At 39.6% G+C, this 13502-nt stretch carries 12 protein-coding genes; 4 read left to right on the top strand and 8 right to left on the bottom strand.

The genetic code is table 11. The annotated features are described in order from the left end of the window. Positions 1-85: 85 nt before the first annotated feature. Positions 86-2557 carry a glycosyltransferase gene (locus tag kam1_RS02870; RefSeq protein WP_039721199.1) on the bottom strand — a complete coding sequence of 824 codons (2472 nt, stop codon included), beginning with the start codon at positions 2555-2557 and terminating at the stop codon, positions 86-88. 338 nt (positions 2558-2895) lie between these two features. On the opposite strand from kam1_RS02870, the gene kam1_RS02865 reads away from it, so the two are divergent. Further along, complete coding sequence (locus kam1_RS02865; RefSeq protein WP_039721200.1) at positions 2896-3891, top strand: zinc-dependent alcohol dehydrogenase family protein; 996 nt, start codon at positions 2896-2898, stop codon at positions 3889-3891. 438 nt (positions 3892-4329) lie between these two features. Continuing rightward, the gene (gene rpsU / locus kam1_RS02860) at positions 4330-4515 is read left to right on the top strand and encodes a 30S ribosomal protein S21 (RefSeq protein ID WP_009060067.1); all 186 of its coding nucleotides are present in this window, start codon (positions 4330-4332) and stop codon (positions 4513-4515) included. A 79-nt stretch (positions 4516-4594) separates the two neighbouring features. Here the strand turns inward: rpsU and kam1_RS02855 are convergent, their stop codons facing one another. From kam1_RS02855 to kam1_RS02840, 4 genes are read right to left on the bottom strand one after another with little or no spacing between them, the layout of a single operon-like run. Further along, positions 4595-5521 (bottom strand): OmpA family protein, encoded by a 927-nt coding sequence (locus kam1_RS02855; RefSeq protein WP_143958231.1) that lies wholly within the window; start codon positions 5519-5521, stop codon positions 4595-4597. 54 nt (positions 5522-5575) lie between these two features. Continuing rightward, positions 5576-6610: a S1C family serine protease gene (locus tag kam1_RS02850; RefSeq protein WP_235277033.1), complete on the bottom strand. Its 1035-nt coding sequence runs from the start codon at positions 6608-6610 to the stop codon at positions 5576-5578. Positions 6611-6670: 60 nt separating this feature from the next. Further along, the gene (locus kam1_RS02845; protein WP_039721202.1) at positions 6671-7225 is read right to left on the bottom strand and encodes a hypothetical protein; all 555 of its coding nucleotides are present in this window, start codon (positions 7223-7225) and stop codon (positions 6671-6673) included. 19 nt (positions 7226-7244) lie between these two features. Beyond that, positions 7245-7859 (bottom strand): RNA polymerase sigma factor, encoded by a 615-nt coding sequence (locus kam1_RS02840; RefSeq protein WP_009060063.1) that lies wholly within the window; start codon positions 7857-7859, stop codon positions 7245-7247. 172 nt (positions 7860-8031) lie between these two features. Between kam1_RS02840 and kam1_RS02835 the strand changes: the two genes are divergently transcribed. Further along, complete coding sequence (locus kam1_RS02835; RefSeq protein ID WP_039721203.1) at positions 8032-9090, top strand: tetratricopeptide repeat protein; 1059 nt, start codon at positions 8032-8034, stop codon at positions 9088-9090. Here kam1_RS02835 and lpxB read toward each other — a convergent pair. The 3 genes from lpxB to kam1_RS02820 are packed head-to-tail and all read right to left on the bottom strand — an operon-like array spanning position 9073 to position 12043. Continuing rightward, complete coding sequence (lpxB, locus tag kam1_RS02830) at positions 9073-10257, bottom strand: lipid-A-disaccharide synthase (protein ID WP_039721204.1); 1185 nt, start codon at positions 10255-10257, stop codon at positions 9073-9075. The genes kam1_RS02835 and lpxB overlap by 18 nt on opposite strands. Before the next feature lie 7 nt (positions 10258-10264). After that, entirely contained in the window at positions 10265-11191 is a 927-nt protein-coding gene (locus kam1_RS02825) for a Gfo/Idh/MocA family protein (RefSeq protein ID WP_039721205.1), read from the bottom strand. Between the two features lie 9 nt (positions 11192-11200). After that, a complete protein-coding gene (locus tag kam1_RS02820; RefSeq protein ID WP_052250470.1) occupies positions 11201-12043 on the bottom strand; it encodes an LpxI family protein in 843 nt (280 codons plus the stop codon). A 176-nt stretch (positions 12044-12219) separates the two neighbouring features. On the opposite strand from kam1_RS02820, the gene nusA reads away from it, so the two are divergent. After that, positions 12220-13476 carry a transcription termination factor NusA gene (gene nusA / locus kam1_RS02815; RefSeq protein WP_143958230.1) on the top strand — a complete coding sequence of 419 codons (1257 nt, stop codon included), beginning with the start codon at positions 12220-12222 and terminating at the stop codon, positions 13474-13476. Positions 13477-13502: the final 26 nt, after the last annotated feature.

Raw genomic sequence — 13502 nt, 5'->3', positions numbered from 1 at the left:
TCTCAAGCTACTCCATATAGTCGGGGAAACTTCCTGCAGGCATTTTACCGATGTCACCATTCCTTGACAACATACCTCGCCTTCTTTATTGATTTCTAGGAAATGTCAATAAGGATAGAAGATTTTCTTCGAACCGCTTAGGATCACAATCGAGTTTGACCTTGTTGAGCGCGCTCTCTCTTATCTTTTTCCATAAGGAGGCATCTTGATAAAGTTTTTCACAACAAGCAGCAAAATCTTCTGGAGAATCAGCAGCAAGCAGTTCTTCTCCTGGGGTCCATGCGAGTTGCTTAGCTAAAAGCATGCTTGCCACAACCGGCAAGCCATAGGAAGCGGCTTCATGCACTTTCATTGGAATTCCAGCAGCATAACGGGTGGGAGCAATAAAAACTCGGCATTTTTCGAAAAAGGGTTGAATATCTTCCACAAGGCCCAAGAACTTTATTCCCAAAGGGCTAAGTTGTTCTACAAAGTCTTCTGAAACCTGGCCTATAGCTAGCACCTCAAAGTTAGAGTGGATTTTCTTTTTTAAATGCGGAAGCACATAGTGGGAAAACCATGATAATCCATCGGTATTAGGACCTTCCTCGCCCATATACCCAACAAAAAGAAAGCCCGATCTTTGTTCAAAGCTACTCTCAGTAGGTTTGCAATGAATCGAATGGCCAAGAACATGTACATCGAAACCCTTTTGGAGAAAATATTGGGCTTCTTCTTTCGATACTGCAACAACCCTATGGGCATATTGAGCTAATAGAAGCTCTTTATCGATTAATTCTTTTTTTTCTTTTTCCTTCAGTGTCAAACCTTCAAGGCTTTTCTTCAAAATTTCTCTTCTTGCAACAATCGCTTCGGCATCGTAGAGAACTTTGGTTTTGCTAAAAAAATCAGGTCTTTTTTTAATAAGCTTAGCCACATGCAGAAAGTTGTGGATACGACTCACAAAAATGAAATCATAATAATCCTTTCTTTCCTGCAAAAAATCTTCAAGTCGTTTTGGGCCCCATCCAATCATGAGCTCAATTTTTTCCATAAAAGCCATTTCCAAATGTTTCTTAGAATACTCTTGGGAGAGCATGGGATAAAAGGTTACAAAATATCCCAACTGCTCGAGAAGCTGCAATATTGTAATTGCCCTTGGAAAGCCTTTTCCCATCATGAAATGAGGAACACAATCATCCAGAACCAAAATCCTGCCTTTAAAACTGCTGCTTTTTTTCTCCTTCTCTGCTAAATAAACTGATTGATGTCGCTTGTCTCGGGCTTTCAAAACATCGCCATCATCTCTGTGCATCAATTGCAATTGTTGCTTCCATTTTTCTAAGAATTTCCACCGGTTTTTTTCTATCATCGCTTTGACAGTTTCAAGTGGGCGGCTTCCAAATTCATAATGAAAAACCAAGGCTGCCGGCTGGTACAGAACTTTATAACCCATAGCCCAAAGACTCAGACAAAGATCGCTATCTTCATAATAGGCGGGAGCATACTGTGGATCATAGCCGCCAAGTTTTTCCCATAATTCTCTACGCACTAGCAGGCAAGCCGCTGAACAATAATCTACCTCTCGTACAAAGTTATACTCAGACTTCATTGGATCTGGATCATTCCTTCCGTAGGCAAGAGCACTCCCATCAGCCCAAACAATAGACCCTGCTTCCTGTAGAGTACCATCTGGCCTAACAAGCTTACAGCCCACAGCAGCACAGCGCGGATAGGATTCCATAGTTCTAATCATTTGCTCTACGCTTTGTGGGCTAAGAATAATATCATTGTTCAATAGGAGGAGATATGGAGCTTTAGCCAATAACGCGGCTTTATTCACGCTGAGCAGATACTCCAGATCAGTATCATTCCTAAAAGTTTTGATGCCTTCGGTTTTGGCCAAAAGCAGGGGCGTCTCATCTGTTGAAGCATTATCAGCAACGATCAATTCGTAAGGTAATCCTACGTATGCTAGAATGGATTGAAAGCATTGATAGAGCAATTCGGCTCTATTCCTAGTAGAGATAACAATGCTCAAAAGAGGGCTTGAACAAACAGGGAATCTAAGAGTTGTCTTAGGGTTGTTCAAAAAAAGCAATAGGGAATGCTTGAGCCATTGAGAATTTTGAGTGATTGGACTTACAGAAGGAGTTTCAGGTTTAGGGAAAGAAGAAAAAACATCAATTTTTTTTTCGATTCTTTTCTTCCTCCAACGTTTAGATTTGAACACGACGACAAGGTGTCGACTTAACTCTATCCATAAGCCCGAAGAAAGGAGCGCGAATATTTGAACAAACTTAATACCTCTACTAAGATCACAAAACCGTTCAAATCCACACATCGGATCCACCGAAAGATCAGCCGAGGCATATTTTTTTTGGATATCGGTCCTTTCCATGGGGTGACAAAAAAACACGTCTTTTTTGCTTTGTACCTTAATTTGTTTGGCCGCTTTCCCCTCAGCATCAAAAAACCAACCACAGACATAAAACTTTGAGTTTTTTAAGTAAATAAAAGGCCGAGCGGGTTTTTCAATAAAATAGTGGACCCCTTGAGAACGTACGGGAAAAATCATTCAACTTGACCCTTATAAGCAAAATGAAGAGGAGGGTCAACCGCATTTTTAAATTCTTTTTTAACCAAGGAAGTCCCTCAAAATAAAGATATTTTCCTGCTGTTGGAGTCATGGAATCCACCCTCTTCAAGCAAGAAAAAATTTCAACAAACTCTATACTTCCACAAGTCCAAATAATATTGGTGGGGGCCTTTCTTTTTCTACCTCTTTTAATCACCCAAAAAATAGAAGAAAAAGAAGATAAAAAAGGCTGCAATGGGAAAAAGGTCAGCAATCAAAAGTAGTTGATAAGCTAAAGAAACTGATTAAAGAGTAGCCTATTGAGTTGATTACTAAAAATGAAAGCAATGGTCTTAGAAAAACCAAAAGCTCCTTTGATCTTAAAGGATATTCCAATACCCGATCCAGGTCCTGGAGAAATACTCTTGGAGGTCCTTATTTGTGGGATTTGTCGGACAGACCTACACGTAGTGGATGGAGAGTTGCCAAATCCAAAACCTAACCTAGTTCCAGGACATGAAGTTGTTGGCATCGTCAGGAAGTTGGGACCCGGTGCCAAAAGGTTTTCTTTAGGTCAAAGAGTTGGCGTTCCTTGGCTAGGGAAGACATGCGGGCAATGCAAGTTTTGCATCTCTGGAAAAGAAAATCTTTGTGATCATCCCGAATTTACTGGCTATACACTTGATGGTGGCTATGCAGAATGGATAAAAGCAGACGAGAGGTTCTGCTATCCAATCCCAACTCTTTATACTGACAAAGAAGCAGCTCCTTTGCTTTGCGCCGGTTTAATTGGTTTTCGTTCCTATAGACATTTAGAAAATTCAAAACGCATTGGTTTCTATGGATTTGGTGCTGCGGCCCATATCCTTATTCAGATCGCTAATTATCAAGGAAAAGCCGTTTACTCTTTTTCACGGCCTGGAGATAAAGACAGCCAACAATTCGCTCGTTCTCTGGGAGCCGTATGGTCAGGTGATTCCACTTCTTCTCCTCCCGTTCTGCTTGAAGGCGCCATTATCTTTGCTCCCGTTGGATCCCTAATTCCACAAGCCCTTCAAGCCGTAGAAAAAGGGGGGAAAGTAGTCTGCGCAGGGATCTATATGACTGATATCCCATCTTTTCCATACAAAATTTTATGGGGAGAACGCCAAATAGTTTCTGTGGCTAACCTCACAAGACAAGATGGTGAAGAATTTTTTAAAATCGCATCCAAATTTAAGATTCAAACCCATGTCGAAGTCTTTCCTTTAAATGAAGCCAATGAAGCTCTTGAACGACTTAGAAAGGGAAAAGTTCAAGGGGCCCTTGCCTTAATTCCTAACAAGGAATGCTAAAAAACGCGTTTAAAATTTTCTTGTTATATTCTCCCACTCTAAAAATCTCTAGATGAGAAAGGCTTGGGAGGCCTCATACTTGACGCCTCGGCATTTGTTTCTATCAAATTTTTGTGATCAAAAAGAAAAAAAGTTATATTCCTTTGGATACCCATCCCATAAACAGGCCAATGCTTTAAGGGCTACCTATCCATACGATCATGTCCTAATAGAATGAGATATGTTTTCGCTTCTGCCTTCCAGAGCCTAACCCCAATCACCAGTTCGAATAATAACTCATTGTTTAAGATCTAAATCCACAAAAATTATCATAAAAAAACTTGCTTTTTCTTTTTTATCTGTCATTTAGTAAATCCTATTTTTTGAGACTCTAATATCAAATCTGAATGTTGAATATGTTTTCATTTGCGTTAATGTGTTAATTACTGAAAGGAAAATATGACTGAAGTAAAAGTAAAAAAAGGAGAATCTATCGATAAGGCTTTACGACGACTAAAAAGAAAGCTTGATAGAGAAGGGACACTTCGAGAAGCAAGATTAAGAAAAGCCTTCGAAAAACCTTGCAATCGTAGAAGAAGGAAAGCAAAAGAAGCTCGATTAAAAATTTATTCTTCCTTTTATTAATTCCTAGCTTTCGTTCCTGATCATCAACCAATACCGTTAGTTTGCTTAAAGCCTTGCCTCTACTTATATGATTCCCAATCTAATGGTGAGGCTGCAACTGCTTAGTTTTTTCTAAATTAATCAAGGAAGGGTTTACAGTAGCGCGAAAATCTGCATTAGGAGATGCTGGATAGACAGTAATTTCAACCCTTCTATTTTTTTCCTTTCCCTCTAACATACTGTTATCAGCTATCGGATTGGTTTCTCCTCCAGCAGCAAGAGAAAATATACCTTCAGGCAGTTGTCCAATCTGGATTAATGCCCTGATAACGGCAGCCGAACGAATGGCAGAAATTTCCCAATTAGTAGGATATACATCTTGTACTTCCTGAGCAGGTGGATCATTATCCGTAAAAGAACAAACTTCTATTTTTGAATCCTGAGAGTTAACCAAAAAAGGCTTTGTTACAGAGAGAAATTTGGATAAAAGAACTTTTCCTTGTGTACTTAACTTTATGCCTCCATAGGCAAATAAGGCACTCTTAGCAAACCGGACAACCACTCCATTTTTTTGGAGCATCACTGTGGATTCCCCTTTTTGTATTTCTTCTGAAAAGGCTGCTTTTAACCTATTTTCAAGTTCTTTGGTTAAAGAAGAATTATCTTTAGTCGAACCACTAGCTTCCTCCATTTTTTTTGATTCGACTGCTTTGAGTGATTGAGTGGTTTTCTCAAGAAGCTCTTCTTGGCTTTTCAATAGGCTGCCTGTCTGGGATAATTCGGCTTGAAGTTGATCAACAACCGCCCGCTGCTTTTGGTTTTCTTGTTTGAGAAGTTCATCCTCCTCTTTTAGTACTCGAATGGTCTTTTCCAGAGAAATGTATTGGCTATAAAAGTATACCGCTGTAGCACCTAAAAAAACACTTAATGAGACCCAAAAAAAAACAGCTCCCAAGCCCCCTGCCGGCAAAACCGACTGTTTTTTCTTTTGGACTTTGACAGGTACTACGGCCGGTTTTTGATCCATTTTTTTAAAATAACTTTTTTATTAAATAACAACAAGAAAAGAAAAAAATCTTCTTTAATGTGTATTATTTGTCTTTTCCACAGGTGCAGTCATTGGAGAAGTGCTTACGGGTAGGCTTTGTGACCAATTCTTTTTAAGTTCGTCCGGATTGTTTGGTAAAATCGTAGAACCCGAAGGGGTGTCAATCGGCCTTTCTCCAACTAAAAACTCGAACTGTATTGGCTTCCCATCTCTTAATACCTTTACGGGTATTTTTTGTCCCACAGAAACAAAGAACGATGCATCCATTACATCCGACAGGCTGGTAATCTTTTTCCCATTGATTGAGACAACAATATCCCCTTCCCTTAACCCGCTACCAGATACAGGAGTATTAGGGAAAAGACGTGCAACTACCACTTTTCCTGAAGTCTCCTCTCTTCCTATTTTGGTAACAGCCACTCCTACCCACCCATAACGTACCTTCCCATAGCGAATAGTATCATCAACAACTTTTCTTATTGCTTTGCTTGGCAAAGCATAACTCCATTCTTCTTCTTTTAAACTCATCGTTATCATTCCAACAACCAACCCCTTGGAATTGATTAAGGGTCCACCAATCTGGCCTGGATTCACCTTTGTATTAATCCTATAATGGGTCGTGGGGAAAAAATGGTTTAAATATTCGCAATCTTTCCCTACCACCAATCCAAAGGAAGGGCAAGCGGGAAGATTATACGGATAGCCTATGCCTACAACAGGGGTCCCCGTAGGGATCTCTTGACCATAAGCAAGCTTTAGAAAAGGAAAGGGTTTTGGACCCTCTTCAACTTGAAGAACAGCTACGCCACTTCGCTCGTCAATCCCTATAACTTTGGCTAAATGCCATTGAGCGTTATAATCAACATAAAACAGCGAATCGGTTAGCTGGCTATCGGGTGCTGTAACCAATACTCCTTCGGAACTTATAAAAAAACCTGAACAGAAACTTTCTCCGCCATTTCTATGCTCTATTCTAACACGGACAACAGCGTTTTTATTCTCCTCAAAAATCTTGTTAACTTCTCTTCCTATAGTATCAAAGAGACTTTCAGCTCCTATCAATGGCAATCTTCCCAAAACGAGGAAGAAAAAAAAAGGCAAGCCGATGAGGCCTCCACAATAGAACCTTTAAAAAGCAACCATCGCTTCATAATGAGTTAACGCATCACGAATCACATAATGTGGATCTTTAGAATTGGGGAAATTGGGAGCAAGTTTGGTAGATTCCACTTCAAGATCCTGTTTGGATGGTAGGGAAATAGGAGGAGTAGAAGGAGAAAGGGCTTGAGAAAGTTGGCTTTTTTCTACTCTTTCAATTTTTGGAGACTCATACTTTGTAATCAAAGAATTTGGTATCTCCTTACTGTGGTTTTTAAGTAGATTGAAACTCACAATGCCTAGAAAAAATACAAAAAGGAAACTTCCTGCGACCGCTGTTTGGAACATTCTGTAACGGTCACAAACAAGAAATACTCTTTGGAGTTTTTCTATAAACATTTCTGAAAAACTCTTTTCTTTGATCATTTCTACACGGAGCCTTCTATGAAGATTTTGATGCATTTGTTCAAAATATTCAGGAGTGGCAAGCTTTTCTGTCTGTTTTTCTAAGTGTGTTTTTATCCATTTTTTCATTTCTACATCCACAGTTCGAAGACATTTTCTCTCCATATCAAAGCCTCCCATTCTACATCTTCCGCATTTTTTAACTTATGAAGCTGTTGTCATTTTTCAATAGCTTTTGCAGTTGCTTATGTGCATAGAACAATCTAGAGCGAATTGTTCCTTCCGAACATCCCATAATTTTAGCTATTTCCGAATGGCTGAGCTCCTCTAAATCAAAAAGGACAACAACGGCTCGATGCTTTTCGGAAAGCTTAGATAAGGCATCATTCAAAACCTTGTTCAGTTCCTTAATTTCCATTTGTCGTACCGCTTGCTCTGCTGAACGGTAATCGACAAATTCCTTTTCCATTTGCCCCTCCTCATCGTCTGGAAAATAAGGATAGGGTTGCGGGTTGAATTTCGATTTCCTTTTAAAACTTATAGCGGTATTTATGGCGATACGATAGATCCATGTATAAAAAGAAGCTCCAATTCGAAACCCTCCAATGTTTTTGTAGGCTTTGATAAAAGTTTCCATTAAAACGTCGTTTGTATCTTCATGGTGCAGCAGCACACCATAAATCACCCTATATAATCTTTTTTGATAGCGTTCGACTAAAATATCGAAAGCATCCAATTCTCCCGATTTCATTCTGAGAATGAGCTCCTGATCGGTTGGAGACTGATCGAGTACTTCTGGAATAGCTTTTTTCATTCTTTTTATATCAAAAAGAGTTGTTGTTTTACCTTAAAGCAGCTAATAAGAAAAAATCAAGTAATATTAACTTCAATAAATTCATATTTTTGCTAAAAAGTCCAGTTGTATTACTATAGAAACAACAGAAAAGAAAAAAAGATGCTTGTCATCTTTCTAATTTTTAGGAATAATGCCTGATCAATTCATGCAACTAGACAAAGTCTCTTCAAAAGAACGGGTTTCTAATAAACACCTCTCTCCTCCTATCTATTCTTGGGCAATTAAGCTTGTCGTGCTTGTCGTATTCTTTCAAATGTTCTCCCTCCTTTCCATATTCTGGTTAAGACATTATGTTTTCAATCAAGTTTCAAAAAAAGATCGCCTGACCGCTGCAAACAATTCTTTTAAATTGCCCTCTTTTCTTTCCCCTAAGCCTCCAGCCTTACCAACAATTCACTCCAAAGAATTGAAAAAGGATGCTTCTTTTTTAGCAGAAGAAAATAAAGAAGAAAAACTCGATGCTTATATTAAAGATGCCGAACGGTTTGAAAGAGAAGGCGAATTGAGTCTAGCTCGCGATGCCCTAAACAATGCCGAAGAAGTAGATCCGCTCAATTGCGATGTGCTTGTCAGACAAGCCCAGCTAGCTGAACGTCAGAAAGATGGACAAAGAGCCTATACCTATTGGAGTAAAATTGCTGAGCTTGATCGCAAATCTAGCTCTTCTAGCCCTCTTTATAAAACAGCTCGTCAAAAAGTAGCTGCCTTTAGAAGTCAGTCTAAAAAAGACAGTGCCTCCCCACCTCTTATCCACTCGGCTCTAAAAGGAATTCAAGGAATGGGCAAAACGTTAAGTCTTGAAAAAATACGGGTTGAGAAAAGTAATCTTTCTAATACGCCTTGGGGACAAGAAGTCACTCTGCGGGTGCCCATTTTTCTTTCCGATCCTTCCATTCGCATTGATCCCAAACAAATCCGTTACCAAATTTATATTTATGATGAGATAGACAAAGGCATTATTTTACAATCAAATGCCAAAATTACCAGCTCCTTTGAGAACCCTCTTCCTACTTGGACGATACACCAAACAGAAATCCTTCGGATTAATTACAAATTAGAACGCCCCGTTCAAAATCAGAGATTTTATGGGTACATTATTCGGATTTTTTATTGTGGACAGCTTCAGGATCAAATTGCTGATCCACCCGAACTGCTCACCCGCCTTCCAGGTTTAACTCCTAAGATGTAATGGCTGTTCTTTCTTCTCCTCGTTAAGCAGATCAACAATTAGATTACAGGTTTTTTGGCTTGCTCCAGTTGAACCGAGGGAATCAATAACTTCTTTCATTCTTTTTTTCATCCAAGTCCTTTGTTCTTCGTCTTCCATCAGGCGCAAAGCTACAGGGACTATTTTGTCTGGCTGTGCATCATCTTGGACGAATTCTGGCACAATCTGCTCGGAAGCAAGCACATTGACAATACTCAAGAATGGGACTTTAACAAGCCTTTTACCCACTTGATACGTCAAAGGATTGGTTTTATAGATAACTATCTGAGGGACCCCAAGGATAGCACATTCCAAAGATACTGATCCAGAGGCTAAAATAGCTAATCGGCATCTGGAGATATGAGAAAGTGGATACCCTATCTGAATCTTCAACCATTCCGGAAGATGTTTTTCTCCTAGATGCGCCAATCCCAGTTCGACGAGTTCTTCGTTGGGTGCAATCCATAAAAATTCATAATCGGGGTTCTTCATAACCATCTTCCATGCCACTTGGTAAAGAATGGGCAAATGCCTGATAATTTCCATTCTCCGACTTCCTGGTAACAGGGATATTTTGTGAGAACTAAATTGAGAATTTGGCAATGGATTAGGAAGAAGTCGATCCAACAAGGGATGTCCCACCCATTCTACTCGCAGGTTGGGGGCATTTTTCTCAAACCATGGCTTCTCAAATGGAAAAATTACCACCATAAGATCAAAGAGCTTATCGAAGCGTGCTGCTCTTTGGCTATTCCATGCCCAGACTTGAGGGCTTATATAATAAACAATCTTAGTAGTAGGTAATTCTTTGCGAAGTTTGGAGGCAAACCGAAGATTAAAGCCAGGATAATCTATTAAAATCACGCAATCAGGTTTTTCTACAATGGCACAATGCAAAAGCTCTTTAAAAATCCTTCGAATTTCAGCTAAATTTTTGATGACTTCTACAAGTCCCACAACAGCCAATTTAGAAAGTTCATAAAGTTGTATCTGTCCAGCAGCCGCCATCCGTGATCCTCCCACTCCTAAAAAAATGGCTTCTGGAAAAGACTTTCGGAGTGCTTCAATCAGCAGAGCTCCGTAAAGATCTCCACTTGTTTCTCCAGCAACCAACAAAAACTTTTTTTTGGACGGTTTTATTTGCATCATTGTTGTGTCAATTCATTTTATTCGAGCGAATGATCTCTGTGATTTCTACTGCTAATTTGAGGGCTTCAACCGCCTCTTTTCCGCCTACGAGAGGAGAATCTTTGGAATAGATACAGTCAATAAAAGATCGCAATTCAAAGAATAAAGGCTCTCCTTTCTCAATAGGCATGGGTAAACATTCGATGCCATGGTCTCGCTTTCGATAGATTTCGCCTTTTTGCTCAAGATAGTTTAACGAAATGTAAGCGTCGTCTTGAAAAATCCTAATTTTTCGCATTTTTTCAGGGCTTATCCGACTAGTGGTTATGTTCGCAATAGCCCCATTTTTAAATTTGATTCTTGCATTGGCAATATCTTCTGTAAGGCTTAAAACAGAAACTCCCACCGCATCAACTGACTGAACATCGGAACGCACTAGATGCAATATTGCCTCCAAGTCATGGATCATTAGATCCAGTACGACTCCTAGCTCGGTATTTCTTCCTGGATAGGGACAGAGCCTGTGGCATTCAATAAAGCGTGGCTGACTCAAATATCCTTCGAGAACTCTAAAAGCAGGATTATATCTTTCCACATGGCCTACCTGTAAAATGACCTTATTTCTTTTGGCAATTTCCACAAGCAATTTCGCCTCTTCTAGGCTATCCGTAATCGGTTTTTCAATTAGCACATGGACGCCAGCTTCTAAACATTTTGAACCAATAGTGAAATGAGTAGAAGTCGGAGTGGCTATCGAAACTGCGTCCACTTCTTTTAGTAGTTCCTCTAGAGACTCAAAGACTCTTCCACCAATGGTTTCTGCAATTCTTCCTGCAACATCCTTTTTAATGTCAAAACATCCCACATAATGGACTCCATCCATCTGGGCATAGATCCGAGCGTGGTGTTTGCCAATATGTCCTATACCAATGACGCCAAGTTTAATCGGGCTCATAAATTGATCCTATGGAAATCCGATCAGGCTTGTTTTAGTCTGATCGGCTAAACTTACCACCTTTTCCTTCTCCAAAATAAGCGTCTTTGCTGATTCGCATACAATGGTACCAATGCCAAACCGTTGAGCTGACTCAATCGTCTTGATCCCTATAACAGGAACATCAAACCTAAAATCTTGATTAGGCTTACTAACTTTCACTAGCATGGCACTTCCTCTTCCCAATTCTCCGCCTCTTTTCATGGCTTCATCGGTTCCTTCAAATGCCTCCACCGATAGCACTGTTCCATTTTTAACCACAACCGATTGACCTATATCAAGCCTTGCGACTTCTTTGGCGATTCTAAACCCAAACTCAACATCCTCCCAATATCTTTTTTTAATGTGAGGCCCTCCAAATTGTCCCGAAGGGGCTAACTGGTCTTCTAAAAAAGTAGTGGCATTTAAAAGAATGACCCCATTTTTTTCAAGCTCTTGAGCAATGGCACCAAAAATTGTATGAGCATTTCTTTCCTTTAGTTTTGCTAAAAGCAAAATAGCTCGCAGATCAGGTCTTAATTCAAAAAGATGAGATGGAGCTACCCCTCCGGCCATGATGGCTGTTTTGACTTCATTTTTTTTGAAAAATTGAATCAATTTAGAAAGCTGACCAACCCGAATCCATTCCACTGCAGTCGAAAGAGTCTCCATCTGATGATCTGTTTCGGACACAAAACAGACTGAGAAAATCTTCTCTACCCCAGATCTTCTTGCTCCTTTTGCCACAAGCAATGGATACACACCCCGACCAGCAATAATGCCAAGTCGATCAGCCGATTCAAGAATTGATTTTTTTTGATTCTTAGTAGTCACCCCTATATATTTTTTTTTTAAAATAAGAATCTTTTATAGAAAGAGAAAGAAAGAAAATCAAATCTTGACCATAGAGAACGACAAGAGTAAATTATTGCACCACTGATTTTTTTGATTTTAAGAGTGGAAACTGTGTTAAAGTTTCCACTTTTTTCTTTAAAATTAAGGAGAAAGCCATGAATCAGGAAGTCCTAGCTATCATGGAATACATGGAAAAGGAAAAGGGGATCAATAGGCAGGTGTTCATCGAAGCGATGCAGTCAGCTTTATTGGCGGCCGCAAAAAAAAGCATCGGACCTGCCAGGGATCTTAGGGTAGAGATCCATCCTAAAACTGGACGAATCAATGTTCTAGCCAAACTCGAAGTTGTTGAAAAAGTCCAGAACAGCCATGATCAAATTTCCATCAAAAGAGCAAAAGAAATCGATCCAAATGTCAAGCTTGGAGATCTGATTGAAGTGGAAGTGACTCCGAAAGATTTTGGCAGAATTGCCGCTCAAGTTTTTAAACAGACTATAAATCAAGCCCTCAAAGGCATAGAAAGAAAAATGGTTCTGTCAGAATTTAAAGATCGCATTAACAATATTGTTAGCGGCACCATCCGAAGAATAGAGAGATCTGATGTTATAATAGACTTGGGAAGATATGAAGGCATAATGCCTGCTAAAGAAAGAGTGCCTACAGAAGAGTACGTTGTTGGGGAAAGAATAAAGGCTTATGTACTTTCTGTAGAAGACACTCCACATGGCCCTATGATTATTCTGTCTCGAAGCCATCCTAATTTCATATTACGCCTTCTTGAATTAGAGGTCAGTGAAGTAGCAGATAAAATTGTCGAAGTAAAAGCCATTGCAAGAGAACCTGGATTTCGCACAAAAATTGCCGTTTGGACAAACAATCCTAAAATTGATCCTGTCGGTTCCTGTGTCGGTGTCCGTGGGGCACGTGTAAAAAATATTGTCAGAGAGTTGCATAGCGAAAAGATTGATTTATTCAAATGGTCACCCAATGTAGAAGAACTAACTATTGAAGCCTTGAAACCCGCAAAAGTAAAGAAAGTGGAAGTGGATCAAGAACACCGCCGAGTAAAAGTAACAGTGGATGAAGAAAATTATTCCATAGCGCTAGGCAGAAAAGGGAAAAATATCTGGCTTGCATCCAAAATTGTCGGGTGGGATATAGACGTTGTCAAAGAACCATCTGCAACCGTGGATAATTTTACACAAAAGCTTACCAAAGCCGCTGAAGAGATGGCCTCTACGCTTTCTATTGATCAAAGCGTGGCTGAACAAATAGTAAGAGCAGGTTTTATTAATCCTGAAGCTGTGGCTGAAAGTGAAGAAGAAGATCTTATGTCTGCTCTTCCTGAGCTGGATCCGCAGTTGATCCATCGCTTAAAAGAAGCGGCTCACTTGGCAGGAAAAACAAATTGAAATCATAAACTAAAGAAAATTTAATA

The organism is Methylacidiphilum kamchatkense Kam1 (genome assembly GCF_007475525.1).
Lineage (GTDB): Bacteria > Verrucomicrobiota > Verrucomicrobiia > Methylacidiphilales > Methylacidiphilaceae > Methylacidiphilum > Methylacidiphilum kamchatkense.
The sequence above is the reverse complement of the archived record's forward strand: the minus strand, read 5'-3'. Positions and strand labels throughout refer to the sequence as shown.

Excerpts from the sequence above, each read along its gene's own strand:
- kam1_RS02870 (WP_039721199.1), bottom strand. The coding sequence starts at position 2,557 with ATGATTTTTCCCGTACGTTCTCAAGGGGTCCACTATTTTATTGAAAAA.
- kam1_RS02865 (WP_039721200.1), top strand. The coding sequence starts at position 2,896 with ATGAAAGCAATGGTCTTAGAAAAACCAAAAGCTCCTTTGATCTTAAAG.
- rpsU (WP_009060067.1), top strand. The coding sequence starts at position 4,330 with ATGACTGAAGTAAAAGTAAAAAAAGGAGAATCTATCGATAAGGCTTTA.
- kam1_RS02855 (WP_143958231.1), bottom strand. The coding sequence starts at position 5,521 with ATGGATCAAAAACCGGCCGTAGTACCTGTCAAAGTCCAAAAGAAAAAA.
- kam1_RS02845 (WP_039721202.1), bottom strand. The coding sequence starts at position 7,225 with ATGGGAGGCTTTGATATGGAGAGAAAATGTCTTCGAACTGTGGATGTA.
- kam1_RS02840 (WP_009060063.1), bottom strand. The coding sequence starts at position 7,859 with ATGAAAAAAGCTATTCCAGAAGTACTCGATCAGTCTCCAACCGATCAG.
- kam1_RS02835 (WP_039721203.1), top strand. The coding sequence starts at position 8,032 with ATGCCTGATCAATTCATGCAACTAGACAAAGTCTCTTCAAAAGAACGG.
- lpxB (WP_039721204.1), bottom strand. The coding sequence starts at position 10,257 with ATGATGCAAATAAAACCGTCCAAAAAAAAGTTTTTGTTGGTTGCTGGA.
- kam1_RS02825 (WP_039721205.1), bottom strand. The coding sequence starts at position 11,191 with ATGAGCCCGATTAAACTTGGCGTCATTGGTATAGGACATATTGGCAAA.
- nusA (WP_143958230.1), top strand. The coding sequence starts at position 12,220 with ATGAATCAGGAAGTCCTAGCTATCATGGAATACATGGAAAAGGAAAAG.